Below are 25,495 nucleotides of genomic sequence, written 5' to 3' on the forward strand. Positions count from 1 at the left end.
CGCTGGGCCGTCCGGACGCGCCCCGGGCTGCGAATGTGGACGGGTGATCGCTCCGCGTACCGCCACCGCCCCGGCCGCCGACACCCCGACGGCCGCACCGACCGCCGTCCGCCGCACCGCGCTGACCGCCGTGCTGCTGATCGCGCTGGCCGCCGTGCTCGCCACCACGTTCGTCGAGGACGGCTACTACGGCCATCCCGGCGCGCTGTCGTGGTGGTACCTGGCCTGCTGGCTGCTGTTCGCGGCCGCCGCGTGGTCGCTGCGGCGGGTCCCGGCCCGACACCGTACGGGCCTGATCCTGGCGGGCGGTGCGCTGGTCGCGGCGACGGGCCTTGCCGCGCCGCCGACCACCAGCACGGACATGTTCCGTTACGCCTGGGACGGCCGGGTGCAGGCCGCGGGGATCTCGCCGTACGACCATGTCCCGGCGGACCGGGAGCTGGCGGGGCTGCGCGACTCCTGGCTGTTCCCGTCGGGCGCGGCGTGCAAGGGCCCGGATCGCGCCAAGATCGACGGCGAGCCGGGCCTCTGCACCCGCCTCAACCGCCCCCAAGTGCACACCATTTACCCGCCGGTGGCCGAGGTGTACTTCCTCGGCGTCCATGAACTCTCGCCTTCAGGCGCCCGCCACAAGCCGCTCCAGGTGGGCGGCGCGCTGCTTGCCGTGGCCACCACGGGCGTCCTGCTGCTGATCCTGCGCCGACGCGGGGACGTACGCGGGGCGGCGTACTGGGCGTGGTGCCCGGCGGTGCCCATCGAGGCGGTGAACAACGCGCATGTGGACGGACTTGCGGTGCTGTTCACGGTGGCGGGGCTGGGGGTGGTGGCGGGCCTCGGTTCGGTGCGGCGCAACGCCGTCGGGGGCGTGCTCATCGGGGCCGGGGTCGCCGCCAAGATGCTTCCCGCCGTGGTGCTGCCCGGCGCGCTCTCGGGGGTGCTCGCGGGGCGGCGTCGGGACTGGCGGCGGGCCGCGAGCGTCCTCGTCCCGGCCGCCGGATTCGTCGCGCTCTCCTACCTCCCGTACGTCCTCGTCTCGCACGCCTCCGTCTTCGGCTATCTCGGCGGCTACGCGGAGGAGGAGGGGTACGACGACGCCTCGGCCCGCAGCCGGTACGGGCTGGTCCGCCTGGTGCTGCCCGACGACTGGGCGCTGCCCGGCGCCCTCGTCGTGGTGGCGCTGGTCGTGCTGTACGTGCTGCGCCGGGGCGACCCGCAACGCCCTTGGAGCGGCGCCCTGTTGGTGCTCGGCTGGGCCTTCCTGATGATGACGCCGGGCTACTCCTGGTACGCGCTGCTGCTGGTCGCACTGGTGGCGCTCGACGGCCGGTGGGAGTGGCTGGCGGTCGCGGCGGCGGGTGCGGTCTGCTATGTCACGGCGTGGGCGATGCCGCATTCGTTCGACCTCGTGCGCACCTCGGCCTACGCGGTCGCGGGGGCGATCGCGCTGGCCGGGTGGGTGGTCCGGCGCCGGGCGTTGTCAGTGGCCCGGGTTACTGTCTGACGTATGACCACAACTGCCGTGATCGACACCGGAGTCGGCCCGATGCTGCGCGGCTGGCGCGAGCAGCGCAGGATCAGCCAGCTGGAGCTGGCCCTGCGCGCGGACTCGTCGGCACGGCACATCAGCTTCATAGAGACCGGCAGGTCACGGCCGAGCCAGGAGATGATCCTGCGCCTCGCCGAACACCTGGAGGTCCCGGTACGCGAACGCAACGCGCTGCTTCTGGCCGCCGGTTACGCCCCGCAGTTCACCGAGACACCGCTGGACGACCCGTCGATGGACGCCCTGCGCGAGGGTATGGAGCGGCTGCTGCGGGGGTACGAGCCGTTCCCCGCGCTGATAGTCGACGGGACGTACACCGTCCTGGCCGCCAACCGGGGCATCGCGATGCTCCTGGAAGGCGTCCCGGAGCGGCTGCTCGCTCCCCCGCTGAACGCGATGCGCCTGACCCTCCACCCGGAGGGCCTGGCGCCGCGCATCCGCAACATCCGCCAGTGGCGCGGACATCTGCTGGAACAGATGGAGCGCCAGATAGCCCTGCTGCGCTCGGACGCGCTCCGTTCGCTGTACGAGGAGGTCGCCGCGCACCCCGTGCCGGACACGGCGGACGACGACGCCCCGGACCACGCCCTGTTTCCCTTCGCGCTGCCGCTGCGCATCGAACACCGGGGAACGGTGCTGTCGTTCATCTCGACGATCGCCACGTTCAACACCCCGATGGACGTGACCGTGTCGGAGCTGGCCATCGAGACGTTCCTGCCGGCCGACAGGGAGACGGCGGCCTATCTGCAGTCGGCCCTGGCGTAGCGCGCCCGGTCGCGCGTGGACGGTACGCGCCCCGCTCACGCCGTGGGCGGCACCCGGTCCAGGAAGCCGACCACGGTGCGGATGCGGCCGTCCGCCGCGAGCGTGATCACATCGGACCCGGCGACGGGCGCCGACCCGTCCGCGACCGCCACCAGCTCCCAGCGGAACCGGGCGACGTCGTGGTGCCCGTCCACCGGCCCGTCGAGGCGGAACTCGAAGCCGGGGAACTGCTGGTGTGCCCCGGCGATGAGGGCCGCTATGCCCTCGTGGCCGGTGACGTCCGCGAGCGGGTCGGTGTAGCCGCCGTCCTCGCTCCAGGCGGCACCGACGGCCTTGGCCAGCTCCTCGGCGGAGCCGATGGCGTTCCACGCCTCGAAGTAGCGGGCGACAGCGGTCTCGTAACGGTTCTCGGACATGGGGAATCAGCCTCCATCAAGGACGGGAATCAACGTCGGTCGGACCGGGCCCCGGCCGGAGTGCGCCGCCCGGGACCCGATGGCTCAACCTTGCCCTCGGGGCCCGGGCGGGGTCGATTACCACGGAGGTAATGCCGTACGGCCTCCAAATCCCCTGCCCCGCACACCCCTTGTCGCGGGCGCGACCACCGCCCTAGCCTCCGGATCGTGTCCTTCCGCGCCTCTGACGTCACGGACGTCCACTACGTCGAGTCCCTCTCCCCCGGTGGCGGAACCGCGCTGCTGCCGCCCCGCGCCTGGTACGCCGCCTCGGATGCCGCGCGGCTCTCGCTGAACGGACGGTGGCGCTTCCGGCTCGGGGCGACCGCCGACGCGCATGACGACGCGTTCGCCGCTCCCGGGTACGACGCCGGGGAGTGGGACGAGGTCCAGGTGCCCGGGCACTGGGTGCTCCAGGGCGACGGCGCGTTCGGCGGGCCGATCTACACCAACCACCTCTATCCGTTCCCGGTCGACCCACCCCGCGTACCGACCGAGAACCCGACCGGTGACCATCTGCGGGTCTTCGACCTGCCGGACGACTGGCCGCACATTGGTGACGGTGATGCCGTGCTCCGCTTCGACGGGGTCGAGTCGTGCGCGCGGGTGTGGCTGAACGGCGAGGAGCTGGGCCACTTCAAGGGCAGCAGGCTCGCGCACGAGTTCGCGGTCGGGCCGCTGCTCAGGGCGCGCGGGAACGTGCTGGCGGTGCGGGTGCACCAGTGGTCGGCGGGCTCGTATCTGGAGGACCAGGACCAGTGGTGGCTGCCGGGCATCTTCCGTGACGTCACCCTGCTGCACCGGCCCGAGGGCTGCGTCACGGACTTCTTCGTGCACGCCGCCTACGACCACCGCACCGGCGAGGGCACCCTGCGGGTCGACTCCGAGGTCCCCGGGCGCGTCACGGTGACGGAGCTCGGCATCGACATCGCGACCGGGGACGCGGTGAGCCTGCCGGTGGAACCATGGACGGCCGAAATCCCGCGCCTGTACGACGGGGTGCTGGCCACTGCGGGCGAGCGCGTCCCGCTGCGGATCGGCTTCCGCACGGTCGCCGTCGAGGACGGTCTGCTCAAGGTCAACGGGCGCCCGCTGCTGTTCCGGGGCGTCAACCGGCATGAGTTCCACCCCGCTTCGGGCCGCGCGCTCGACCTGGAGACCATGCGCCGCGATGTGGTCCTGATGAAGCGTCACAACATCAACGCCGTGCGCACCAGCCACTACCCGCCGCACCCCGCCTTCCTCGACCTCTGCGACGAGCTGGGGCTGTGGGTGATCGACGAGTGCGATCTGGAGACGCACGGCTTCGTCGAGCAGGGGTGGCGCGACAACCCGGTCGACGACGACCGCTGGACCCCGGCGCTGCTCGACCGCGCCGCCCGGATGGTCGAGCGCGACAAGAACCACCCCTCGGTCGTCGTCTGGTCCCTCGGCAACGAGTGCGGCACCGGACGCGGTCTGACCGCCATGGCCGCCCTGATCCGCGCCCGCGACACCTCCCGCCCGCTGCACTACGAGGGCGACCCCGACTGCCGTGACACCGACCTGTACTCCCGGATGTACGCCTCGCACGCCGAGGTCGAACGGATCGGCCGCAACCTGGACGGCGGCACCCTGAAATGCCGTCAACTCCCCTTCATCCTCTGCGAGTACGCCCACGCCATGGGCAACGGCCCCGGCGGCCTCGCCGACTACCAGCGGCTCTTCGACACGTACGAGCGCTGCCAGGGCGGTTTCGTCTGGGAGTGGGTCGACCACGCCCTCGCCCACCCGACGTACGGCTACGCCTACGGCGGCGACTTCGGCGAGGAGCTGCACGACGGCAACTTCGTCTGCGACGGGCTTCTGTTCGCGGACCGGACACCGTCCCCCGGGCTGATCGAGTACAAGAAGGTGATCGAGCCGGTACGCATCGAGGGCGACGCCGGCGAAGGCACGGTCCGGATCACCAACCTGTACGACTTCGCGGACCTGCGCGGCCTCGCCTTCACCTGGTCGTATCAGGCGGACGGCGAGGTCCTGGCCGCCGGCGTCCTCGATGTGCCCGTGCTCGGCCCGGGCGAATGGACCCAGGTGAAACTCCCCGAGCCACCGGCCGGGGCGGACCCGACCGCCGAGACCCGATGGACGATTCGGGCGGTCCTCGCGGACGGAACGGACTGGGGCCCGCGGGACCATGTGGCGGCGTGGGCCCAACTACCAGTATCCGAGCCCGAGTTGGCGTCCCCGGCGTACGGTGCCCACCCCATGCGGTCCAACGGGTTGATCACACTCGGCCCGGCGGTCTTCGACGCCCGTACCGGTGCGCTCAAGTCCATCGGCGACGTGGCGGTCACCGGGCTGCGCCTCGATGTGTGGCGCGCGCCCACCGACAACGACAACGGCGCGGCCTGGCAGCCCGATGCACGGTACGGGCTGCTCTGGCGCAAGCTGGGGCTGCATCGGATGCAACACCGGCTGGACGCCGTGGAGTTGACGGACGACGCCCTGCTCGTACGCACCCGGGTCGCGCCCGCCGCCCGTGAAGTGGGGCTCGCCACCTCGTACCGCTGGACGTCGGACGGAACCCGGCTGCGGCTGACGGTCGCGGTCGTTCCGGAGGGCGACTGGAAGGTGCCGCTGCCCCGGCTCGGCATCCGGCTCGGCCTGCCGGGCGCCGCGTCCGGCGACCGTGGACCCGTACCGGTGAGGTGGTTCGGCGGCGGTCCGGGCGAGGCGTACCCCGACACCGCGACCGCCTCGGCTATCGGGCTGTGGCGCTCGGATGTCGACGCGCTCCAGACTCCGTACGTCCGGCCACAGGAGAACGGTGCCCGCGCCGATGTCCGCTGGGCGGAAATCAACGGACTGCGCGTCGGGGGAGAGCCGCCGTTCTGGTTCACGGCCCGGCGCTGGACGACCGAACATCTCGACGCCGCACGGCACTTGACCGACCTCGTGCCCGGCGACACCGTCTGGCTCAACCTCGACCACGGCCAGCAGGGCATCGGATCGCAGTCCTGCGGCCCAGGCGCACTGCCGCAGTACCAACTGCACGCGGAAGCAGTGGAGTTCGCCTTGACCTTTGCGCAACGCCGACACTGAAGCGGGTGCGCAGGAAGTCCGTGCCTCTACCCCGTTCGGCCGCATCCCGCAACCGGGCGCGGGCCCCGCCTCCGGGGCCCTCAGGCCGGTCACCACCGGGTCCCCGTCACCCGGGTGAGCTACCCGTATCAAATATCCCTCTAATCGGTTAAATGCCTCTTTCGGGGACATGTCGCCGAGAACGCCCGGGGATACCTGACACGGACACGACCGCACACCCTGGGGCACCCGCGTGGGAACCGCGGGCGACTGCCCGGCAGGAGACAAGGAAGTCCCATGGCCACCCTGTGCCGCCCCGCAGTAGCCGTACCCGACCATGTGATCACGCAGGAGGAGACGCTCGCGCTGGCCCGCGAGACGCATGCCGACCATCCGCAGCGGGACCTCGTACTGCGGCTCATCAAGAACACCGGGGTCCGCACCCGCCATATCGTCCAGCCGATCGAGGCCACCCTGCGCCATCCCGGCTTCGAGGAACGGAACCTGCTGTACGAGGCGGAGGCCAAGGCGCGGGTGCCCGATGTCGTACGGCAGGCTCTGGCCCATGCCGAGGTGGAGCCCGCCGACATCGACCTGATCGTCTACGTCTCGTGCACCGGCTTCATGATGCCGTCGCTGACCGCCTGGCTGATCAACACCATGGGGTTCAGGACCGAGACCCGGCAGCTGCCCATCGCCCAGCTCGGCTGCGCGGCCGGGGGCGCGGCGATCAACCGGGCGCACGACTTCTGCACGGCGTATCCGCGTTCCAATGTGCTGATCGTGTCGTGCGAGTTCTGCTCGCTCTGCTACCAGCCGACCGACATCGGCGTCGGCTCGCTGCTCTCCAACGGTCTGTTCGGCGACGCGATCTCGGCGGCGGTGGTACGCGGCGAGGGCGGCACCGGGATGCGGATCGAGCGCAACGGCTCGCATCTGGTCCCGCACACCGAGGACTGGATCTCGTACGCCGTCCGCGACACCGGCTTCCACTTCCTGCTCGACAAGCGCGTCCCGGGCACGATGGAGATGCTGGCGCCCGCGCTCAAGACGCTGGTGGCGCAGCACAGTTGGGAGATCCCGCAGATGGATTTCTTCATCATCCACGCGGGCGGGCCACGCATCCTGGACGACCTGTGCCACTTCCTGGACCTGCCGCCGGAGATGTTCCGGTTCAGCCGGGCCACGCTCACCGAGCGCGGCAACATCGCCAGCTCCGTGGTCTTCGACGCGCTGGCCCGGCTCTTCGCGGACGGCGGCGCGGCGGACGGCGCGGGCGGGATGATCGCCGGGTTCGGCCCGGGCATCACGGCCGAGACGGCGATCGGGCGCTGGTCCTGCGCGGCCCCGGTCGCGGCGATGAGCAACTGATCCGCGGCAGTCGGCTCAGTGCGCCGGGGGTGTCTCCCGGGCGCACGACGTCCCTTCGGCGGGCAGGGTCCCCTCCAGCAGGAACGCGTCCGCGTGCTCCCGTACGCAGCGGGAGGCCGTGTAGCCGCCGTGTCCCTCGCCCTCGTATGTGAGGACCACGCCCTTGCCGAGGCGGCGGGCGGTCTCCGCCGCCCACTGGTACGGCGTGGCGGGGTCGCCCCGGGTGCCGATGAGCAGGACGGACGGCGCGCCGGTGCGGTCGATGCGGCGGATGTAGTCCGTGCCGGCGGGCCAGCCGGTGCAGGAGACGGCCGCGCCCACCTGCTCCGGTCCGAACATCGGGGACGCCTTGGCGAACTTGTCCTCCAGCGAGGCGAGTTCGGCGGCCGGGTCCTTGGGGCGCTTGGGCTCGTCGGCGCAGTTGATCGCGAGCAGCGCCTCCTTGCTGTTGTCGTCCGCCGCGCGCTTGCCCTGCGCGTCCTCGCCCGCGAAGGACTTGTTGATCTGGTCGAGGGCGGCCGGGTCGCCCTTGTCGTGCAGGGTCGAGATGCCGTACGCGAGGGTCGGCCAGAGCTGCTCGGCGTAGAGCGAGTTGGTGATCGCGGTGCGCAGGTCGGCCGAGGTGAAATCGGCCCCGGACGCGGTCTTCGCGGGCTGCTTGTCCAGCTGGGCGACGGTCGCGTCCAGCGTCCTGGTCGCGACCGCGGTCGTCGCGCCGAGCGGGCAGCCTGCGCCCTGGCGGGCGCAGTCGGACAGGAAGGTGTCCAGGCCACGCTGGAACGCCGTGGCCTGGGCGAGCGCCGACTGCTCGGCGTCGGCCGTGAGCGAGTCCACGGCGTCCAGGACCATCCGCCCGGTCCGCTTCGGGAACTGGGCCGCGTACACCGCGCCGAGCCGGGTGCCGTACGAGATGCCGAAGTAATTGAGCTTCTTGTCGCCGAGTGCCTGGCGCAGGACGTCCAGGTCGCGTGAGGCGTTGATGGTGCCGACGTGCGGCAGCAGCTTGCCGGTGGTCCTGCGGCACTCCTGGGCGATCGACCGCAGCTCGGCGACGAGCTGTTTGCGGCCCTCGGCGTCGTTGGCCGGGGCGGTGTCGGCGGAGCTCTCGATCTCCTGCTCCGCCGCGGCCCCGCACCGTACGGGGGCGCTGCGGCCGACGCCCCGGGGGTCGAAGCTCACCAGGTCGTACTGGTCGGCGAGGCCCTCGGTGTCGGTCAGGAAGCCGCCGAGGTCCTTGAGGCCGGACTCGCCGGGGCCGCCGAAGTTGAAGACGAGCGAGCCCTTGGGGGCGGCGGGTGCGGCGCCGCTCGGGCCCACATCAGTGCCCGAACCTGAGCCCGAGCCCGAACCTGAACCGCCCGCCCGTATTCGGGCCACCGCCAGCTCGATCGTGCCGTCGGCGGGGTGGGCGTAGTCGATGGGCACGGTGAGCTTCGCGCACTCCATGCCCTGGGGGGCGCCCTTGACCGTGCAGGCGCCCCAGACCGGTCGCTGGGTGTAGAAGCGGGTCAGGTCCGGCTTCGCGCCGTCCGCCAGGGCCGGGACCGCGAGGGCGAGCAGCGCCATCGCGGCACCGGCGGCGCCCACTGCCGTACGTCCGCGCATGGCAGACCTTTCGGTCGGGGAGCCCCCGCAGCAAACGTAAGCCGCCGAACGGAGTACCGCACGACAGATCGAAGGCTGCCGTCACCGACTGTTAGACCCGCAGGTCAGCAGCTTCCTTGGCGGCGACCGGCTCGGCTTCCACGGCCGCCTCCGGGCGCTGCTTGCGGGCCGCGAGGAGGGCGTACACCAGGACGCCCGCGAAGAGGAACAGCACGCCCTGGTAGACCGCCTCGTAACCGGAGCCCGCGACCAGCCACAGGGAGAACCCGGCGGCCAGGGAGGCGAGGACGAAGTCGCGGACCAGGCGGGCGCGGTGGACGCGGTGGGACTGGCCGGACGCGAGGAAGTAGAGCTGCGCGGCGGTCGACAGGAGGTAGGGGACGGTGGCCGTGAAGGTGGTGACCAGGACCAGCATCTCGAAGACGCCCGTCGAGCCGACCGTGTAGTTGTAGACGGTCAGCGACGAGGCGAGGACGACCGTGACGATGACGCCCGCCGTCGGCACGCCCCGGTTCTTCCGGGCGAAGACCTGCGGGAAGAGTCCGTCCTTGGCCGCCGCGTACGGGGTCTGGGCGCTGAGCAGGGTCCAGCCGTTGAGGGCGCCGACCATCGAGACGAGTGCGGCGAGGGCCACCGCGGTGCCGCCCCAGGAGCCGCCGAACATCGCGTTCACCGCGTCGGTGAAGGGCGCGGTGGAGTCCACGAGCTTGTTGTGCGGGACGGTGCCGAACACCGAGAGGGTGCCCAGGAGATAGATCAGGGCGGCGCCGATGGTGCCGAGGATGGTGGCGCGGCCGACGTTGCGGCGCGGGTCGCGGACCTCGCCCGCGCTGACCGCGGCCGACTCGACGCCGAGGTAGCTGAAGAGCAGGATCGCCGCCGACGCGGAGACCGCGCCCATCGGGCCGTGGTCGTCGGCCTGGAACGGGCCGAGGTTGGCCGGGTCGAAGAAGAACAGTCCGCCGACCGCGACGAGCAGCAGGGGCGCGAACTTCAGGACGGTGGAGACCAGTTGGACCGCGCCCACATAGCGGGTGCCCGCGAAGTTGGCGAGCGCCGGGAGCCACTGGAGCGCCAGGGCCGCGGCGATGGTCGCCGCCTTGGACTCGTGGATCGGTATGAGGACGTCGAGGTAGCCCACGGCCGCCACGGCGAGCGCCGCGTTGGAGACCCAGGTGGTGATCCAGTACGACCAGGCGGCGAGGAAGCCGGCGAAGTCGCCGAACGCCTCGCGGGTGTAGACGTACGGGCCACCGGTCTGCGGCAACCGCTCGGCGAGCCGGCCGAAGACGAGCGCCAGCGCGATCGCGCCGACCGTCAGGACGACGAACGCGAGCAGGCTGATGGTGCCGAAGGGGGCGACCGACGCCGGCAGCAGGAAGATCCCACCGCCGATGATGTTGCCCATGACCAGAGCGGTCGCCACCGGCAATCCGAATTGCCGGGCATGCTTGCTCTGGGATTCTTGTGTGGTCATGGGGTGGTGCGCCTCTCTCCGTGCCAAAACCTGACCATGGTCGGGTACGGCGAACGCGGCGCAAAATCAGGCGGATTTGTCCTGCACGGCCCGGTCGTCTACCGGAAATGATCCTTCCGCTTCCTGTCGGCGCCGGGATTCCTCCTGACCGCGCGATTCCGCCTGAAGCCGCGATTCCGCCTGGCGCCGGGAGATCTCCAGCGGCACCTGCGGCCCCGCGCACTCGCGCAGCCAGCGCCGCAGCACCCGGTGCACCTGCTCGGCGCCGACCAGCTCCATCCCGTCGGCCACCGGCGCCGACAGATCGCGCGGCCACAGCAGGAACGGATGGCCCTGCTCGCCGCCGAGGCCGCCGTGCGAGCCGATCTGCTCCTCGAAGGCGTGCACCTCGCCGGTCACCGGGTCGTACATCGAGTTGACCATGATGTCGGCGGTGTGCGGAAAGGTGTCGGTGCGCCGTACGGCGTCGGCGGCGCCCGGTGTGAAACCGGTCAACGGGCCCTTGCCGTCGGCCAGTTCGGCGAGCGGGACCTCGTGGATCCGGTCGGTGCCCGCGCCGCCGATGACCACCGCGCCGTGCTCCTCGCTGCGCACCAGCAGGAAGCCGATGCCGGGGTGCCCGGCGAGGGTGCGCAGCAGCGCGGGGTGGCGGCGGTCGATCTCCTCGCGGGCGAGCCGCCCCTCGGTGTCCGGGAAGGAGACCAGACCGAGGTTGCCGGAGGCGAGCACGATCGGGTCGGAGGCGGGCCCCGGCTCCCCGTTCCCCGGGACCGGCCGGTGCAGCGCGACCCGGACCGCGTCGCGCGCCTCCGCGCCGCTCTTGGTGCGCTCGGCACCGCGTGGCACCGACAGCCCGCACCCGGCCCGCACCAGGTCCTTCAGGGTCAGCCCGTACGCTCCCGCAAAGGTCTCCCCCGGGCTCTGCCCGTGGTCGGAGAGCAGCACGATCCGGTACGCGCGCGGCGCGTGCTCGGCGACCTTGGCGATCAGCGCCAGGGACCGGTCGAGGCGGTCCAGGACCTTGTCGGCGTCCCGGCTGCGCGGCCCGGAGTGGTGCGCCACCTCGTCGTACGCCACGAGGTCGGCGTAGACGGCGGTGCGCCCGGCGAGCATGTCCCCTATCACCGCCGCGACCACCACATCGCGCTCCACGACGGTCGCGAACGCGCGGATGAACGGATAGAGCCCGCCGCGCCGCACGCGCGGTGCGTCCCCGCGCAGCCGGGCGCGGGTGGACTGGCCGATCTCTCGGCCGACCTCGGCGACGAAGGAGAGCGCGGTGCGCACGGAGTTGGCCGGGTCGGAGAAGTACGCGAAGTAGCCCGCCCGGGAGCGGTTGCGGCGCCCGCGCCGGGCGGCCATCGACAGGACCAGGGCGAGCTGGTCGGCGCCGCCCGAGAACAGGTTGCCCCGGCTGGCGCCGTCGAGGGTGAGCAGCCCGCCGTCGCCGGTGCGCTCGATCGCCCGGCGCTGGAGTTCCACGGCGCTGGCGGGCCGGTTGGAGACCATCAGCTCGCCGGTGTCCTTCTCGTACCACCGGAAGGCGGGCACGTCGAAGGTGCAGCCGTGCAGGATGCCGAGCTGGCTGGCGCCGGTCTGGCTGGACCAGTCGGTACGCCAGGGGGTGAGCCGGTGCGTCTCCTTCAGCCAGCCCGCGACGGTCGGCATCAGACCGGCGCCGCCGACCGCGTGGCACAGCACGTCGTGGCCGACGCCGTCGAGCTGGAGGAAGACCGTGCCGGGCGGCTCCGAGCCCCGGTCGTCGTCGCCGCGTCTGCGCCTGCGTCGGTCGGCGAGGCGCGAGAGCCTGCGCCGGTAGGCGTTGTCGTCCCGTACCGCGAGCGCGGTCGAGGTGGCGGAGGCGACGGCCGACATCACTGCGGCCACCACCACCGCGGTCTCGGGCTTGGCCGCGCCGCGTCCGCTGGGGATCAGGCTCAGCGCGATCAGCAGCAGCGAGCCGTTGAGGAAGAACACCAACAAGCCGAGCACCAGCGCCGGGACCAGCAGGAACGCCCGTACGACCAGCGGCCACACCAGCGCGCTCAGCAGTCCGAAGGCACCCGCGCCCCAGGCGGCGGTGAGCGCGACCCGGGTGACGCTGTCACCCCCGGCCGACTTGAGCTGGAAGTCGGGCAGGATCCCGGCCAGCGCCATCATGGTGAGGGTGGAGACCGCCCACACCACGACCACCCGCATCAGGGCGCTGCCCGCCGTCCGCCATCGCCCTGTGCTCACGCCGCTCGTCACTGCCTCTCGCCTCGCCGTTCCCTCCCAGCCTGTCACAGGGACGGAAACCGGCCAGCGGCATTGTTTCGGCGCGACGGTGTAGGCGGCGGTGTTACGCGGCGGGCCCCGGCGGCGGGATGCGGCTCAGCAGCCGTCGTACCCCGCGGTCGGCATCGAGAGCCTGCGGTGGATGTGCGCCTTCTTGGCGGCGTCGTAGGACGGTTCGTCAAGACCGGCCGTCTCCAGGCGGACCCCCCGCCGCTCGCATTCGGCGGAGAACTCCGGCACCGACGTCAACGCCCGGGCGAGGACGCGCTCGTTGGGCGCGACGAAGACGTCCACCTGGCCCGCGTCCACGTCCGCCCACAGTCCCACGTGGTCGGGCCGCAGACCGTAGAAGAGCAACTGCCGGGTGACGACGTACCCCTTGTCGGCGGCCCAGCGCGCGCACATCTCGTGCTGGCTGCGGGTGTCCACCAGGAAGGGGTCCAGGTCCAGTTCCTCCAGTGGGGTCAGACTGGCGATCGCCGCCACTCGCACGTCACTCATGCCCGTCCCCCACTGCTTGGTCGTGGTGGTGACCCTACTCCTGGATCACGGTGGCGAGGAGTATCCGCACGAGTGGCAGATCTTCCAGCCGTCCTGGGTCACCGCGAGGATCCCGCCGCAGCGCGGACACTGCTCGGAGTGCATGATCATGCCGGGCCGTCCCTTCGTGGACCCAAGGCCTACCCCGGGTCCCCTCCATTGCGCCCCACGACACTTAGGCTCGTACCCAACAGCGCGCGTGGTGGGTTTCGAGCGGAGGAGTTTTCCCGGTGCCGGTGGAGATCACCTGGTGGGGTCATGCCACCTGCACGGTCGAGGACTCCGGTGTACGGGTGCTCACCGATCCGCTCTTCGCACGTCGGCTCGCGCATCTGCGCCGCCGCCGGGGCGCGGTGCCGCCGCCCGAGGCGGCCGCCGCCGAGATCGTCCTGGTCTCGCATCTGCACTCCGACCATCTGCATCTGCCGTCGCTCACGCGCCTGGCGCCCGGCACCCGCCTGGTCGTGCCGCGCGGCGCGGTCCGGGCCGTGCCGGGTCTGACGAGGCTCGGCCTGCGGCTCACCGAGGTGCGGCCCGGCGATCTGGTCGAGGCCGGTGACCTGCGGATACGGGTGGTGAGCGCGCACCACGACGGGCGGCGCCTCCCGTTCGGGCCGCACCGCTCGCCCGCGCTCGGCTATGTCATCGAGGGCCGGGCCCGCACCTACTTCGCCGGGGACACCGGGCTGTTCGACGAGATGGCGGACGAGGTCGGCCCGGTCGACGTGGCACTGCTGCCGGTCGGCGGCTGGGGGCCCTTCCTCGGCCCCGGCCATCTGGACCCGGGCCGCGCCGCCCAGGCCCTCGCCCGGCTCGCGCCCCGCTCGGCGGTGCCGGTGCACTACGGCACGTACTGGCCGATCGGGCTCGACGGGGTCCGCCCGCATGAATTCCACGCGCCCGGCGACGACTTCGTGCGCCACGCGGCCCGGCTCGCGCCCGGCGTGACGGTGCACCGGCTGCTGCACGGCGAGAGCGTACGGCCCGAGGTCGCCCGGTGATCGCCGCGTTCGTCGCCCGGGCGGCGGGCCAGGTGCCGCCGGAGTCGACCCAGCAGGCGCTCGGCTATCCGTCCCTGTTCATCCTGGTCGTGCTCGGCTCACTGGTGCCCGTGGTGCCCACGGGGGCGCTGGTGTCGACGGCCGCGGTGGTGGCCTTCCATCAGACGGCCTGGTTCTCGCTGCTGCTCGTCTTCGCGGTGGGCGCGCTCGCCGCGTTCCTCGGGGACATCGGCCTGTACTGGCTGGGGCAGCGCGGGGTGCGCTCGCGCAACGGGTCGCGGTGGCTGGCCGCGCTGCGCGACCGGGCGGCGCCGGACCGCCTGGAGCAGGCCCAGCGCAAGCTCGACGAACACGGGGTGCCCGTCCTGATCCTGTCCCGGCTGATTCCCGCCGGCCGGATCCCGGTGATGCTGGCGTGCCTGCTCGGCGGGATGCCGCTGCGGACGTTCGTACGGGGCGATGTGCCCGCGTGTCTGGCGTGGGCGGGTGCGTACGGCCTGATCGGCATCCTGGGCGGCTCGCTCTTCCCCGAGCCGTGGCAGGGCGTGGTCGCTGCGGTCGCCCTGACGCTGCTGATCAGTGGGGGGCCTGCGGTGTGGCGACGGATGCGGGGGCGGGCGAGTGACGACACGGCCGAGGCTCCTGAGCAGGCGCCCCACTGAACACCCCTGTGAGTAGGGGCAGTTGAGCACCCGGCCAAGGCGCCCTCGTACGACCTCTTCAGGCGGCCAGGACCCGGGACGAGCCCACCGGCAGGTCCCACAGACCGTCGCGCGGTCTGCCCGTGCGCGCCCAGGCCGCCCGCACCCGGGCCAGCGGTTCGAGGACCGGCTCCGCGGAGAGGACGAAGGTGCCCCAGTGCATCGGCGCCATCCGCCGAGCCCCCAGGTCCTCGCACGCCTGCACCGCCTCCTCCGGGTCCGCGTGCACATCCCGCAGCCACCAGCGCGGCGCGTACGCCCCGATCGGCAGCAGCGCCAGGTCGAGCGCGGGGTGGCGGCGGCCGATCTCCTTGAACCAGTGGCCGTATCCGGTGTCGCCCGCGAAGTACACCCGTCGGCCCCTGCGGTCCCCCAGGACCCAGCCGCCCCACAGTGAGCGGCAGGTGTCGGTCAGCGAGCGCTTGGACCAGTGGTGGGCGGGGACGAACTCGAACCGGACGGGTTCGCGGCCCGGCACGTCGAGTTCGGCCGCCTCCCACCAGTCGAGCTCGGTGACCCGGGTGAACCGCCGTCTCCGGCACCAGCGGGCCAGGCCCGCCGGGACGAACAGCGGGGTGTGGCGCGGGAGTCGGCGCAGGGTCGGCGCGTCGAGATGGTCGTAGTGGTTGTGGCTGATGACGACGGCGTCGATGGGCGGCAGGTCCTCCCAGCGGACGCCTACCGGGGTGAGCCGGGGCGGGGTACCCAGGATGCGGCGGGACCAGACGGGGTCGGTCAGCACCGTGAGCCCGCCGATCCGCACCACCCAGCTCGCGTGCCCGGCCCAGGTGACCGCGACCGTACCGGTGTCCACGGCGGGCAGCGGCCCGGGCGCGAACGGCAGCTCGGCGATGCCCCGCAGCCCCGCCGGGGACGGGCGCAGCGCACCTTCCCGGGCGAGTCGGGCCAGCGCGCGGACCCCGGGCAGCGGGTGGACGAGCCGGTCGGCGAACGACCTCGGCCAGTGGCGGAGCTCGCCGAGGGGGCGCGTGGCGGTGAGCGGTGGAGCCGGTGCCGGTGCCGGTGCCGTGAACTCGGCCTGATCGGTCTGTTCCGTCATCCGGGCGGCTCCATTCGAGGGGACGGGGTCGTCACGGGGGCCGTCACAGGGCTCCGAGCACGGAGCCGAACGCCGCCAGTGCCTCGGCCACGTGCGCGAGGGCCAGCGGGTCCGCCGCGTCCAGCACCTGGGCGCGCTGCTCCGGACTCGCCCCGAGCAGGGGGCCCGTGGCGAGCCGGACGCGCAGCGCACCCAGTTCGTCGCCGAAGCGATGGCCGCCGGGGGCGGGGGCGCCGAGCCGGGCGGTCAGGTACTCCTCCAGCTCCATCGAGTCGGTGACGCCACGCGCGGCGAGCCTGGCCCGCAGCGGGTCGAGGTCGGCGTAGAGGTGGCGGCCCGCCTGCGGGGGCCGGGCGAAGGCCCCGGCCGCCAGGACCGAGCGATGGGCGGCCGCCGCGACCGAGCCGTGCACGGCGGCGGCCCGCCGGGTGCGTACGGCGACGGGGTCCGGCTCGTTCAGGGCGTACGCGGCGGCCTCGGCGACCGGGCCCGCCACGACCGAGCCGAGGGCGGTGAGGACGTCGAGGGCGCGGGCGCGGCGCTGGACGCCGCGTTCGGTGGCCGGGAAGCGGGCGACGGCGGCGGGCCAGCCGGACGGGGTGAGCGCGCCCGCCAGATCGCTGAGGACGGTGACGTCGTCGGGGCACATCTCGGCGGGGCTGAACAGGACCGTGTCGTGCGGCCGGTGCAGGGTGTCGCGCCAGGTCTCGTCGCTGATGATGTGCAGCCCCTCGCCGACGGCCGCCTCGCACGCCTCCCGCATGGTCTCGGGCGGCGCGACCGTCGCGGTCGGGTCGTCGGCGACCGAGAGCACCAGAATCCTGGGCAGTCCGCCCTCCGCGCGCACCCGGCGCACGGTCTCCAGGAGCGCGTACGGATCGGGCACGCCGCCGCATTCGGCGGGGGTCGGCACATGGTAGGCGGGCCGGCCGAGCAGCCGGGCCTGCGGTGTCCACCACGCGGGGCACGGGCGCGGCAGCAGGATGTCGCCCCCGTACGCCGCGAGCAGCGCGAACAGGAGCGGCTGGGCGCCGGGCGCGGCGGCCACCAGGTCCGGGTCGGCGCGCAGCCCGCGCCGCAGCCAGTAGCCGCAGGCGGCCACGCGCAGTTCGGCCCCGCCGCCGGGCGGTTCGGGGTCGGTGCGGCCGACGGCACCTGCCAGGACCTCGGCCAGTTCGGGCAGCACGGGCAGCCCGGGGCCCGGCGCGGGCGGCCCGTAGCGGACGGGTCCACGGCCTTCCGCCACCGTCCCGTACATGCGCCGCCTCCTTCGCGCCCCGCCGTCTCGGGCCCCTGAGCCCTTTATACGGAGGTTTGCTCGGCGGCGCCGCTCCGCATGCGTACGGGAGTGGGACGGGCGGGGTGCGTGGGGTCAGGCGGACGGGTGCAGGGCGGCCAGCTCGTCCTCAAGGCCGCGGCCCTTGGTGCGCACGACGCCCTCGGCGACCTCGGACAGCTTGCGGTTGGCGCGCTGCGACAGGCTGCGCAGCACTCCGAACGCGTCCTCGGCGCCACAGCCCAGGACATGCATCACGATGCCGCTGGCCTGGTCGATGACCGGGCGCGAGCGCAGCGCCGTCTCCAGCTGTTCGACCTCGGCGAGCGCCGCGTGATAGCGGCGGTCGCGCGCCAGGCGGGCCGTGATCTCCTCGCCGAGGATGCCGATGACCGAGCGGGCGGCCTCGTCGAGGGGGCCGGGGCGGAAACTGTAGAGGCTGAGGGTGACCTCGATGCCGGAGCGGCGGAAGGGGAGGGTGACACAGGCCCGTACGCCCGATTCCAGGGCCAGCGCGCGATAGCCGGGCCAGCGGTCCTCGGTCAGCAGGTCCTCGCTGTCCACCGGCGCGCCGACGTCCAGCGCGGTCGGGATGGGCCCGTCGCCGCAGGCGAGCTGGACGGAGGCGAGCGGCGCGAGGTCGGGGTGGGTCGCGGTGACCCGGCTGTCGGGTCCGCTGTCGGCGATGGTCGCGACGGCCCCGCACACGGCGGGGGCGCAGCGCACCGACTGCTCGGCGAGCCGGGACAACATGCGTACGGGGGTGGCGGATTCGGATTCCGGTCGTGGGTGTTCCGGCTCGTACAGCATGGAAGAACCTCCTGTACGGCGCCTTCCCTCCGGCGGTCCCGGGAAACGGCGGGACGGGCTAACTTGCTGGTATGACGCAGACGGCGGACGAATTCGGCGAGGAACTGGCGGACTTCGTCAGACGGGTCGGCGAGCTGCGCACCGCGCGCTCGCAAGGGGCCGGGGAGCATCTGACGGTCCTGGACGCGGCCCTGTTCGAACTCCAGCATGTGGCCGAGCAGTTGTGGCCCCGCTACGAGCGGTTCGTCACCGACGCGGGCAACGCGTCCGGCTCGCCCGGCGACCGGCAGGAGCGGCTGCTCCTCAAGGCGCTCTTCCAGCGGCTGCCGCTGCCGGTCTTCCTGGTCGACCGCGAGACGGTGGTCCGCAGGCTGAACTTCGCGGCGACCGGCCTCACCGGCACCCGGGCCGGATACGCGACCGGGCGGCCGCTGGCCGCGCTGCTGATGCCGGGCGACCGGGGCGCGTTCCGCTCGCAGGCGGCGGCCGTTGCGCGCGGCGACGGCGACCGCGGCCTGACCGTGCGGCTCCAACAGCGGCCCGAAGAGCCGTTGTTGGCCACGCTCACCGCGCTGCGCCCGCCGGACGAGCCGCACCCCGCGGTCCTCGTCGTCCTCCAGCCGGGGATATCCCGGGCAACGGCCGCCGCGCCGCCGCCCGAGCTGCCCGATCTCGCCGAGTCGACCCGGCACGCCGAACTCATGGACCTGATCGACACGATGGCGGGGGCACTGCTGCGGCTTGCGCCCGGCGAGCGGGGCGAGATCCTGGACACGGCCGCCCGGGTGCTGTGCGGGCGCTTCGCCCAGTGGGTGGTCGCCGACCTGGTGGACGGCGGGCTGCGGCGTACGAGCGTGCTCGGCCCGGCCGCCCGCGAGTCCGCCGACCTGCGGCAGATGGTCGCGGCCCAGGACCCGGCCTCCTGCCCGCTGGTCGCGGAGGCGGCCCGGGCCGGGACCACCTCGCTCCAGGTGCAGCCCGAGGACACGGACGGCTTCGGCCACGACCCGGCCGGGGCGCCCGTCCTCGCGCTCGCCGATGTGACGTCACTGCTGTGCGTACCGCTGGGGGCGCCCGGCCCCGTACAAGGAGTGCTGACGCTCTTCCGTACGGGGGCGGCGCGGCCGTTCTCGATGGCGGAGGGGCAGGCGATGGACGTGATGTCCCGCCATACCGCGCTCGCTATGCGGCGTCCCGCCGGGGCGGGCGACGACGGTCGCGCGGAGCCTGGTCCCGAAGAGCCTGGTCCCGCAGCCGGGTGCAGCAGCGGCTGATCAGCCGGGAGACGTGCATCTGGGAGATGCCGAGGTCCTCGGCGATCCGGCTCTGCGTCATGTCCCGGAAGAACCGCATGTAGAGGATCTGCTGCTCCCTGGGCGGCAGTCGGCGCAACCCCGGTTTGACGGCCTCGCGGTCGACGACGACGTCGAGCGCCGGATCGGGCGCGCCCAGCGAGTCGCCGAGGCTGAACCCGTCCTGGGCGCCCGGGAGTTCGGCGTCCAGGGAGAGCGCGGAGTAGCTGTCGAGGGCTTCGAGACCGGCCTTGACCTCGTCCTCGGTCATCCCGGTGTGCGCGGCGAGCTCGGCGACCGAGGGGCTGCGGCCGCCGACGGTCTGGGCGAGCTCCTGGCGGGCGGCGCGGACCCGGCCGCGCAGGTCCTGTACCCGGCGCGGCACGTGCAGGGTCCACATGTGGTCGCGGAAGTGCCGTTTGAGCTCACCGGTGATGGTCGGCACGGCGAAGCTCTCGAACGCGGCGCCGCGCTCCGGGTCGTAGCGGTCGACGGCTTTCACCAGGCCGAGCGCCGCGACCTGGCGCAGGTCCTCGATGGACTCGCCCCGGTTGCGGAACCGCCCGGCCAGCCGCTCGGCCATCGGCAGCCAGGCCCGGATCAGCTCCTGCCGCAGCGACTGCTTCACGGATCCGTCGGGCAGCGCGATGAGCCGGGCGAAGGCGGCCGCGGTGTCGGGGGCGTCGTCGTGCGGGTGCTTCGCTGTGGCATGTGCGTGAGTACGCATGCGGAACAGTCCCTCGAACGGTGGAATCGGACGGTTGTCACCGTGGGGAGGCCTGAACCGGGTGTGCGACCGGGCTCGGTCACGTCCGGAGCGGACAGCCGCTCCCACGGACGTGCCTCCGGTCCGAAGCACGACAGTGCGCATGCCCGGCGTCGCAGGGTCCAAACAACCTTGTGTACGCGCATGGTTCACCGTGGGAGGGGTACTGCGCCGCGATACGCCAAAAGGACGCGGGCGAGACGGAGACGAGGCGGACAGCGATGGCACAGTACGTCCGGGAGGTCATGACGGCGGGTGTCGCGGCGGTACGGCCCGACGCCTCGCTGGTGGAGGCGGCCCAGCTGATGCGCGCCCAGGACATCGGCGATGTGCTCGTCGCCAAGGGCGACAAGCTGATCGGGGTGCTCACGGACCGGGACATCACGCTGCGCGCGGTGGCCGACGGGGTGGACCCGCTGACCGTCAGCGTCGAGTCGGTGTGCACGCCCTCACCGGTGTGCGTGGGGCCCGACGACGACGTGGACACGGCGGTACGGCTGATGCGGCGGCACGCGGTGCGCCGGCTGCCGGTGGTGCTCGACGGGTGCCCGCTGGGCATGGTGAGCCTGGGCGACGTGGCCGAGGCACAGTCCCCGCGCTCCACGCTCGCCGCGATCAGCCGGGCCGCTCCGCAGACCTGGCCGGAGCGGCCCTCGCCGGGGTTCCGGCCGCGGCGGCTGGAACCCCCGCTCAGCTGAGGTGATCTGAAGACTCGTCAGGCCTCGCGGCCCAGCATGGCAAGGAGCCGGGTCTGCGCGTCGGCCCCGGTGGGCACCTTCAGCGGCGCGTGGAACAGGCTCCTGGGCAGCTCGTCGGCGTACTGGCCGAACTCGCGCGCCGCCGCGTCGACCAGGGCCTCCGGCAGCCGCTCCTCGGCCCCGATCGCCCGGGACAGGTCCCAGGTGTGCACCACCGCGTCCGCCACCATCTGCGAGCAGTACGCGGTGGCGGGCGTCTTCCCGTACGAGAGGTGGACCGTGCCGTCGAGCGCGCCGGGCCCCGCGAACGCGGCGAGGGCGGCGTCCTTGGCCGTGTCCCAGGCGGCGACCGGGTCGCTGCCGAGCACATCGCCGTCGAAGGCGTCGCCGACGTCCGCGATGGAGCGGCCGTCGACCATCGGCACCACCCACAGCTGCTCGACGGCCAGATGGTTGACGAGGTCCCGTACGGTCCAGTCGGTGCACGGCGTGGGCAGGTCCCACTGATCGTGCCGGACGGCGTGGACGCGGGCCCCGAAGAGGGCGAGGGCTTCGCGGTGCCGGTCGAGGAGCGGATCGCGGTCCGCGGCTGCGTGGGAATCCATGGGGCCACTCTCGCGAACACGGGGGCGCGGCTCAAGCACTGATTGCGACGCGGGGGGGGCGCGACTCAGGGGCCAGTCGCATCGCGGGGCGCATGGTTGGCGGTTGAGGGGCTGCTCGCGCCCGCGCGCACGGCTCGACCGCTGACCGTGTCGCGGGCGCGCGACTCAGGGGCTCGTTGCGCTCCGCGCGCACGGCTCGACCGCTGACCACGTCGCAGGCGTGCAGCTCAAGCGCCGGCTGTGCCGCGGGCGCGCGGATGACGCGCTGATTGTGTCGGCGGCGGACGGGTACCCATGCGCCATGTCGTTTCCGGATTCCGTGCCGCCACGCCCGGCCGCCCGGCCCGGCGTGCCGCCCCGCTCGGCCGTCTGGCCCGTCGGCCTTCCGCGCCGTCTCGACGCCCATGACCTGGCGCTGTTCCGGGTGGCCGCGGACCGGCGCTGGCCGGGGGCGCGGGCGGTGCTGCCGAGGCTGAGCCGGTCCGCCGACCACGGGCTGCTGTGGTTCGGCGTCGCCGCCGCGATGGCGGCCACCCGTTCGCCCCGGGCGCGCCGGGCCGCGCTGCGCGGGGTCGCCTCCCTCGCGCTCGCCTCGGCGACCGTCAACATGGTGGCCAAGCGGTCGGTACGACGACCCCGGCCGATACTCGAACTTGTGCCGCTGGTACGCCAGTTGAAGCGGCAGCCGATCACCACGTCCTTCCCGTCCGGGCACTCCGCCTCGGCGGCCGCCTTCGCGACGGGCGTCGCGCTGGAGTCCCGGGGCTGGGGCGCGGTGGTGGCGCCGGTCGCGTTCTCGGTGGCCGCCTCGCGGGTGTACACGGGGGTGCACTATCCGGGTGACGTCCTGGTGGGCGCGGCCCTCGGCGTCGGCGCGGCCTTCGCGGTACGCGGCCTCGTCCCCACCCGGCGCCAACTCCCCACCCCCGGCCGCCCGCACACGAACGCACCCGTACTGCCCGGCGGCAAGCACCTGGTGGTCGTGGTCAACTCCGCCTCCGGCACGGCCGCAGCCCAGTCCGCGGCCGTACGCGACGCACTGCCGCTGGCCGAAGTGATGGAATGCGCACCGCAGGACCTGACGGCGGCCTTCGAGAAGGCGGCCCGACGCGGCCGCGCGCTCGGCGTCTGCGGCGGCGACGGCACGGTGAACCGGGCCGCGGCGGCCGCCGCCCAGTACGACGTGCCGCTCGCCGTCTTCCCCGGCGGCACCCTCAACCACTTCGCCAAGGACCTGGGCATCGACGAGGTCCAGGACACCGCGCGGGCGCTGGCCTCGGGCGACGCCGTGAAGGTGGACCTCGGCCGGTTCACCCCCGGCCCGGACGGCGCCGCCGCCGGATACTTCGTCAACACGTTCAGCCTGGGCGTGTACCCGGAGCTGGTACGGCTGCGCGAGCACTGGTCGCCCCGCATCGGCAGCTGGGCGGCCGGGGTGCTCGCGGCGTACCGGGTCCTCGGCGGCGAACGCCCACTGGAGGCCGAACTGCACGGCAGCAGGCGCGCGTTGTGGCTCCTGTTCGCGGGCAACTGCCTCTACCAGCGCCTCGGCCCGGCCCCGGCCCGCCGCTTCGACCTGGCGGACGGGCTGCTGGATGTCCGCGTGGTCCACGGCGGCCGCCTCCCCGGCCTGCGCCTCCTGGCGGCCGCACTCGCGGGCCCCCTCAGCCGCTCCCCCACCCACGCGGCCGAACGCCTGCGCCGCCTGCACATCGAGGGCCTGTCCCCGGACACACCGGTGGCGTACGACGGCGAAGTGACGCACGTACAGGGCGAGTTGCTGGTGGACAAACTCTCGGAGGCACTGACGGTGTACCTCCCGCTGGCACGTCCGTGACGGTGCCTTTTCGCCGCCGAGCGGGATCGTGGCAGTCCAATGCGATCCCCCTGCACCTACAGGGGCGCGGGGAACTGCGCGACCAGCCCACGACGGCCCGCAGTCGAGAACGCACCCGCTACCCGGTAAACACCTCACCCGGCTTCAGCAGCCGCAACCGATCCCCGAGCCCCGCGCCAGCAAACGCTTGCACCAAAGAATCCGCCCCCTCACTGAAGTGCCCCCAGTGCTCAAAGTGCAGCGGCACCACATGCCGAGCCCCAAGGATCTGCGCGGCCTCGGCAGCACCCTCACTGGTCAGCGTGAGAGGCGCCCCGTCAAAGAGCGGAGTACGCGCCGCCCCAGCAAAAAGCACGGCCACATCAATCGGCCCGAACCGCTCGGCAACGGCCCGCACATGATCGAGCGAGGCATTGTCCCCGCTGACATACACCGTCGGCAGCGCATCGCCGTGCAGCACGAACCCGGTGACCTCCCCCGCCACCGCCTCCGCCCCCTCGGGCCCGTGCAACGCGGGCACCCCGGTGACCAACAGCCGCTCACCGAGCGAGTACGTCTCCCAATTGGCCAGCGCAGTCACCGCGTCCCCGAGCCGCGAGTGCGCGGCGGCCGTCGACAGGACGACCGGCACCCGGCTCAGATACGCGCGCCCGGACTCGTCCAGGTTGTCGGGGTGCTGGTCGTGCGAGAGCAGAACGGCGTCCACCGCCCCCGTCTCGTCCGCCTCGATCGCCGGTCCGGCCGTCTTGACCAACTTGCGGTCGGGGCCGATCGGATAGTCCCCCGGAGTGTCGAAGGTCGGATCGGTGACCAGGCGTATGCCGTCGATGTCCACGACGGCGGTGGGTCCGCCCACGTATCTGATCGAAACGACGCTCATCATGCCCTCCCAAGTGATCATTCCGGCTCGGCAGGGGTAACGCCCCAGACGCTACGGGTTGTTCCGCACCGGCGGTAGTGCCCACTGGTTCGCCCACGGCCGCCCCGGAGCGCGCCGGGCTCGAACACCCGCGCCCATCCGTCGTACTCAACGAGCGTTGTCCATATGGCGAAACACAGGTCTCACAATCCGACACGAGCGCGTAGCGTTCACGTCACCACACACCGACCGCGAGAACGTCGAGAGAGGGAGCCGGTCATGTCGTCGTCCACGTCGCCCACGTCGTCAAAGGAGACCGCCGTCTACACCCACGGCCATCACGAGTCCGTGCTGCGCTCGCACCGCTGGCGCACCGCCGCCAACTCCGCCGCGTATCTGATCGGCGAACTCAAGCCGCACATGCAGGTCCTGGACATCGGCTGCGGCCCCGGCACCATCTCCGCCGACCTGGCCGCGCTGGTCCCCGACGGCCATGTCACCGCCGTCGACGCGGCGCCCGACATCGTCGAGCAGGCGCGTGCGCACGCCGCCGAAGCGGGGCGTACGAACATGTCGTTCGGCGTCGCCGACGTCCACGCACTGGACTACCCCGACGAGACGTTCTGCGTCGTCCACGCCCACCAGGTGCTGCAACACGTGGGCGACCCCGTGCAGGCGCTGCGCGAGATGCGGCGCGTCACCAAGCCCGGCGGCATCGTCGCGGCCCGCGACGCCGACTACGGCGCCTTCACCTGGTTCCCCGAAGTACCGGTCCTGGACGAGTGGCTGGACCTGTACCACCGGGTCGCCCGTACGAGTGGCGGCGAGCCGGACGCCGGACGCCGGCTGCGGTCCTGGGCCAAGCAGGCCGGGTTCACCGACATCACCTCGACGGCGGCCACCTGGTGCTACGCCACCGACGACGAACGCACCTGGTGGAGCGAGCTGTGGGCCGAGCGCACGGTGGCCTCCTCGTACGCGCGCCTGGCAGTCGAGGGCGGCCACGCCACCGAGGCCGAGCTGGCCGCGATCGCGCGGGGGTGGCGGGAGTGGGCCCGCGCCGACGACGCCTGGTTCATGGTCCCGCACGGCGAGATCCTCTGCCGCGTGTGACCGTCCCCAACTAGGCTCGTCCATATGGAGATCCTCGGAACCACCCTGCGCATCTGCGTCGACGACCTGGAGACCTCGGTGGTCTTCTACGAACGGCTCACGGCGAGCAAAGCCCTCCGGTTCGAGCGCGGCGGCGTCTCGGTCGCCGCGGTCGGCTGCTTCCTGCTGATGAGCGGTCCGGAGTCGGAGCTGGAGATCCTGCGCAAGGTGGCCGCGACGATCGCCGTTCTGGACGTGGACGACGCGCACCGCACGCTCACGTCGGTGGGCGCCCGGGTCATCGCGGGCCCGGTGCCCACCCCCGTGGGCCGCAACCTGATCGCCGTGCATCCCGACGGCTCGGTCTTCGAGTACGTGGACCGCAAGTCAGCACAGTAGAAG

Annotated in this window: 22 protein-coding genes; 11 read left to right on the forward strand and 11 right to left on the reverse strand. The window is 72.8% G+C overall.

The features are described 5' to 3' along the window. Positions 1-43 precede the first annotated feature (43 nt). The gene (locus tag ACT1U9_RS03380) at positions 44-1,501 is read left to right on the forward strand and encodes a glycosyltransferase 87 family protein (RefSeq protein WP_444536864.1); all 1,458 of its coding nucleotides are present in this window, start codon (positions 44-46) and stop codon (positions 1,499-1,501) included. A gap of 3 nt (positions 1,502-1,504) precedes the next feature. Beyond that, the gene (locus tag ACT1U9_RS03385) at positions 1,505-2,308 is read left to right on the forward strand and encodes a helix-turn-helix domain-containing protein (RefSeq protein ID WP_444536865.1); all 804 of its coding nucleotides are present in this window, start codon (positions 1,505-1,507) and stop codon (positions 2,306-2,308) included. A gap of 35 nt (positions 2,309-2,343) precedes the next feature. Here ACT1U9_RS03385 and ACT1U9_RS03390 read toward each other — a convergent pair whose 3' ends face one another. Beyond that, positions 2,344-2,724 carry a nuclear transport factor 2 family protein gene (locus tag ACT1U9_RS03390; RefSeq protein ID WP_444536866.1) on the reverse strand — a complete coding sequence of 127 codons (381 nt, stop codon included), beginning with the start codon at positions 2,722-2,724 and terminating at the stop codon, positions 2,344-2,346. A 207-nt stretch (positions 2,725-2,931) separates the two neighbouring features. Between ACT1U9_RS03390 and ACT1U9_RS03395 the strand changes: the two genes are divergently transcribed. Both ACT1U9_RS03395 and ACT1U9_RS03400 read left to right on the forward strand, forming a co-directional pair. Further along, entirely contained in the window at positions 2,932-5,847 is a 2,916-nt protein-coding gene (locus ACT1U9_RS03395) for a glycoside hydrolase family 2 TIM barrel-domain containing protein (protein ID WP_444536867.1), read from the forward strand. A 276-nt stretch (positions 5,848-6,123) separates the two neighbouring features. Then, a complete protein-coding gene (locus ACT1U9_RS03400; RefSeq protein ID WP_188272410.1) occupies positions 6,124-7,197 on the forward strand; it encodes a type III polyketide synthase in 1,074 nt (357 codons plus the stop codon). 15 nt (positions 7,198-7,212) lie between these two features. Here the strand turns inward: ACT1U9_RS03400 and ACT1U9_RS03405 are convergent, their stop codons facing one another. From ACT1U9_RS03405 to ACT1U9_RS03420, 4 genes are all read right to left on the reverse strand, one after another. Beyond that, the gene (locus tag ACT1U9_RS03405) at positions 7,213-8,802 is read right to left on the reverse strand and encodes an alpha/beta hydrolase (RefSeq protein ID WP_444536868.1); all 1,590 of its coding nucleotides are present in this window, start codon (positions 8,800-8,802) and stop codon (positions 7,213-7,215) included. A gap of 91 nt (positions 8,803-8,893) precedes the next feature. After that, positions 8,894-10,279 (reverse strand): amino acid permease, encoded by a 1,386-nt coding sequence (locus tag ACT1U9_RS03410; protein ID WP_444536869.1) that lies wholly within the window; start codon positions 10,277-10,279, stop codon positions 8,894-8,896. Positions 10,280-10,345: 66 nt separating this feature from the next. Beyond that, positions 10,346-12,478, reverse strand: a complete 2,133-nt coding sequence (locus ACT1U9_RS03415) for a phage holin family protein (RefSeq protein ID WP_444538995.1) — start codon at positions 12,476-12,478, stop codon at positions 10,346-10,348. Between the two features lie 174 nt (positions 12,479-12,652). Continuing rightward, positions 12,653-13,057 carry a hypothetical protein gene (locus ACT1U9_RS03420; protein WP_361419494.1) on the reverse strand — a complete coding sequence of 135 codons (405 nt, stop codon included), beginning with the start codon at positions 13,055-13,057 and terminating at the stop codon, positions 12,653-12,655. A 269-nt stretch (positions 13,058-13,326) separates the two neighbouring features. On the opposite strand from ACT1U9_RS03420, the gene ACT1U9_RS03425 reads away from it, so the two are divergent. Both ACT1U9_RS03425 and ACT1U9_RS03430 read left to right on the forward strand, forming a co-directional pair. Continuing rightward, positions 13,327-14,097 carry an MBL fold metallo-hydrolase gene (locus tag ACT1U9_RS03425; RefSeq protein ID WP_444536870.1) on the forward strand — a complete coding sequence of 257 codons (771 nt, stop codon included), beginning with the start codon at positions 13,327-13,329 and terminating at the stop codon, positions 14,095-14,097. Further along, positions 14,097-14,759 carry a DedA family protein gene (locus ACT1U9_RS03430; protein WP_444538996.1) on the forward strand — a complete coding sequence of 221 codons (663 nt, stop codon included), beginning with the start codon at positions 14,097-14,099 and terminating at the stop codon, positions 14,757-14,759. The genes ACT1U9_RS03425 and ACT1U9_RS03430 overlap by 1 nt, the downstream gene beginning before the upstream one ends. A 58-nt stretch (positions 14,760-14,817) precedes the next feature. Here the strand turns inward: ACT1U9_RS03430 and ACT1U9_RS03435 are convergent, their stop codons facing one another. The 3 genes from ACT1U9_RS03435 to ACT1U9_RS03445 all read right to left on the reverse strand — a co-directional run bounded on the left by ACT1U9_RS03435 (position 14,818) and on the right by ACT1U9_RS03445 (position 17,944). Then, positions 14,818-15,858: an MBL fold metallo-hydrolase gene (locus tag ACT1U9_RS03435; RefSeq protein WP_444536871.1), complete on the reverse strand. Its 1,041-nt coding sequence runs from the start codon at positions 15,856-15,858 to the stop codon at positions 14,818-14,820. Between the two features lie 43 nt (positions 15,859-15,901). Beyond that, positions 15,902-17,116 carry an aminotransferase class I/II-fold pyridoxal phosphate-dependent enzyme gene (locus ACT1U9_RS03440; RefSeq protein ID WP_444536872.1) on the reverse strand — a complete coding sequence of 405 codons (1,215 nt, stop codon included), beginning with the start codon at positions 17,114-17,116 and terminating at the stop codon, positions 15,902-15,904. 114 nt (positions 17,117-17,230) lie between these two features. After that, complete coding sequence (locus ACT1U9_RS03445) at positions 17,231-17,944, reverse strand: ANTAR domain-containing response regulator (protein WP_444536873.1); 714 nt, start codon at positions 17,942-17,944, stop codon at positions 17,231-17,233. 71 nt (positions 17,945-18,015) lie between these two features. Between ACT1U9_RS03445 and ACT1U9_RS03450 the strand changes: the two genes are divergently transcribed. Beyond that, positions 18,016-19,218 (forward strand): PAS domain-containing protein, encoded by a 1,203-nt coding sequence (locus tag ACT1U9_RS03450; protein ID WP_444536874.1) that lies wholly within the window; start codon positions 18,016-18,018, stop codon positions 19,216-19,218. On the opposite strand, the gene ACT1U9_RS03455 is transcribed toward ACT1U9_RS03450, so the two are convergent. Beyond that, complete coding sequence (locus ACT1U9_RS03455; protein ID WP_444536875.1) at positions 19,127-19,963, reverse strand: RNA polymerase sigma factor SigF; 837 nt, start codon at positions 19,961-19,963, stop codon at positions 19,127-19,129. The two genes, ACT1U9_RS03450 and ACT1U9_RS03455, sit on opposite strands and share 92 nt — an antisense overlap. Before the next feature lie 260 nt (positions 19,964-20,223). Here ACT1U9_RS03455 and ACT1U9_RS03460 point away from each other — a divergent pair, with 260 nt between their 5' ends. Further along, positions 20,224-20,700, forward strand: a complete 477-nt coding sequence (locus ACT1U9_RS03460) for a CBS domain-containing protein (RefSeq protein ID WP_444536876.1) — start codon at positions 20,224-20,226, stop codon at positions 20,698-20,700. Between the two features lie 17 nt (positions 20,701-20,717). Here ACT1U9_RS03460 and ACT1U9_RS03465 read toward each other — a convergent pair whose 3' ends face one another. Next, on the reverse strand, positions 20,718-21,305 hold the full coding sequence (locus ACT1U9_RS03465; RefSeq protein WP_444536877.1) for a TIGR03086 family metal-binding protein: 588 nt from the start codon (positions 21,303-21,305) through the stop codon (positions 20,718-20,720). Between the two features lie 301 nt (positions 21,306-21,606). Between ACT1U9_RS03465 and ACT1U9_RS03470 the strand changes: the two genes are divergently transcribed. Beyond that, complete coding sequence (locus ACT1U9_RS03470) at positions 21,607-23,142, forward strand: bifunctional phosphatase PAP2/diacylglycerol kinase family protein (RefSeq protein WP_444536878.1); 1,536 nt, start codon at positions 21,607-21,609, stop codon at positions 23,140-23,142. Positions 23,143-23,260: 118 nt separating this feature from the next. Here ACT1U9_RS03470 and ACT1U9_RS03475 read toward each other — a convergent pair whose 3' ends face one another. Further along, on the reverse strand, positions 23,261-24,022 hold the full coding sequence (locus ACT1U9_RS03475) for an MBL fold metallo-hydrolase (RefSeq protein WP_444538997.1): 762 nt from the start codon (positions 24,020-24,022) through the stop codon (positions 23,261-23,263). A gap of 258 nt (positions 24,023-24,280) precedes the next feature. On the opposite strand from ACT1U9_RS03475, the gene ACT1U9_RS03480 reads away from it, so the two are divergent. Together ACT1U9_RS03480 and ACT1U9_RS03485 are read left to right on the forward strand one after the other, a co-directional pair. After that, positions 24,281-25,114 carry a methyltransferase domain-containing protein gene (locus tag ACT1U9_RS03480; RefSeq protein WP_444536879.1) on the forward strand — a complete coding sequence of 278 codons (834 nt, stop codon included), beginning with the start codon at positions 24,281-24,283 and terminating at the stop codon, positions 25,112-25,114. Between the two features lie 24 nt (positions 25,115-25,138). After that, positions 25,139-25,492, forward strand: coding sequence for a VOC family protein (locus tag ACT1U9_RS03485; protein WP_444536880.1), 354 nt, complete (start codon positions 25,139-25,141; stop codon positions 25,490-25,492). The last annotated feature ends 3 nt before the right edge of the window (positions 25,493-25,495 follow it).

This window comes from Streptomyces sp. BR1 (assembly GCF_052373795.1).
Lineage (GTDB): Bacteria > Actinomycetota > Actinomycetes > Streptomycetales > Streptomycetaceae > Streptomyces.

What these genes read in the sequence shown, in the direction of transcription:
- ACT1U9_RS03385 (WP_444536865.1), top strand. Translation starts at nt 1,505, where the DNA reads ATGACCACAACTGCCGTGATCGACACCGGAGTCGGCCCGATGCTGCGC.
- ACT1U9_RS03390 (WP_444536866.1), bottom strand. Translation starts at nt 2,724, where the DNA reads ATGTCCGAGAACCGTTACGAGACCGCTGTCGCCCGCTACTTCGAGGCG.
- ACT1U9_RS03400 (WP_188272410.1), top strand. Translation starts at nt 6,124, where the DNA reads ATGGCCACCCTGTGCCGCCCCGCAGTAGCCGTACCCGACCATGTGATC.
- ACT1U9_RS03405 (WP_444536868.1), bottom strand. Translation starts at nt 8,802, where the DNA reads ATGCGCGGACGTACGGCAGTGGGCGCCGCCGGTGCCGCGATGGCGCTG.
- ACT1U9_RS03410 (WP_444536869.1), bottom strand. Translation starts at nt 10,279, where the DNA reads ATGACCACACAAGAATCCCAGAGCAAGCATGCCCGGCAATTCGGATTG.
- ACT1U9_RS03415 (WP_444538995.1), bottom strand. Translation starts at nt 12,478, where the DNA reads ATGCGGGTGGTCGTGGTGTGGGCGGTCTCCACCCTCACCATGATGGCG.
- ACT1U9_RS03420 (WP_361419494.1), bottom strand. Translation starts at nt 13,057, where the DNA reads ATGAGTGACGTGCGAGTGGCGGCGATCGCCAGTCTGACCCCACTGGAG.
- ACT1U9_RS03435 (WP_444536871.1), bottom strand. Translation starts at nt 15,858, where the DNA reads ATGACGGAACAGACCGATCAGGCCGAGTTCACGGCACCGGCACCGGCA.
- ACT1U9_RS03440 (WP_444536872.1), bottom strand. Translation starts at nt 17,116, where the DNA reads ATGTACGGGACGGTGGCGGAAGGCCGTGGACCCGTCCGCTACGGGCCG.
- ACT1U9_RS03445 (WP_444536873.1), bottom strand. Translation starts at nt 17,944, where the DNA reads ATGCTGTACGAGCCGGAACACCCACGACCGGAATCCGAATCCGCCACC.
- ACT1U9_RS03450 (WP_444536874.1), top strand. Translation starts at nt 18,016, where the DNA reads ATGACGCAGACGGCGGACGAATTCGGCGAGGAACTGGCGGACTTCGTC.
- ACT1U9_RS03455 (WP_444536875.1), bottom strand. Translation starts at nt 19,963, where the DNA reads ATGCGTACTCACGCACATGCCACAGCGAAGCACCCGCACGACGACGCC.
- ACT1U9_RS03460 (WP_444536876.1), top strand. Translation starts at nt 20,224, where the DNA reads ATGGCACAGTACGTCCGGGAGGTCATGACGGCGGGTGTCGCGGCGGTA.
- ACT1U9_RS03465 (WP_444536877.1), bottom strand. Translation starts at nt 21,305, where the DNA reads ATGGATTCCCACGCAGCCGCGGACCGCGATCCGCTCCTCGACCGGCAC.
- ACT1U9_RS03470 (WP_444536878.1), top strand. Translation starts at nt 21,607, where the DNA reads ATGTCGTTTCCGGATTCCGTGCCGCCACGCCCGGCCGCCCGGCCCGGC.
- ACT1U9_RS03475 (WP_444538997.1), bottom strand. Translation starts at nt 24,022, where the DNA reads ATGAGCGTCGTTTCGATCAGATACGTGGGCGGACCCACCGCCGTCGTG.
- ACT1U9_RS03480 (WP_444536879.1), top strand. Translation starts at nt 24,281, where the DNA reads ATGTCGTCGTCCACGTCGCCCACGTCGTCAAAGGAGACCGCCGTCTAC.
- ACT1U9_RS03485 (WP_444536880.1), top strand. Translation starts at nt 25,139, where the DNA reads ATGGAGATCCTCGGAACCACCCTGCGCATCTGCGTCGACGACCTGGAG.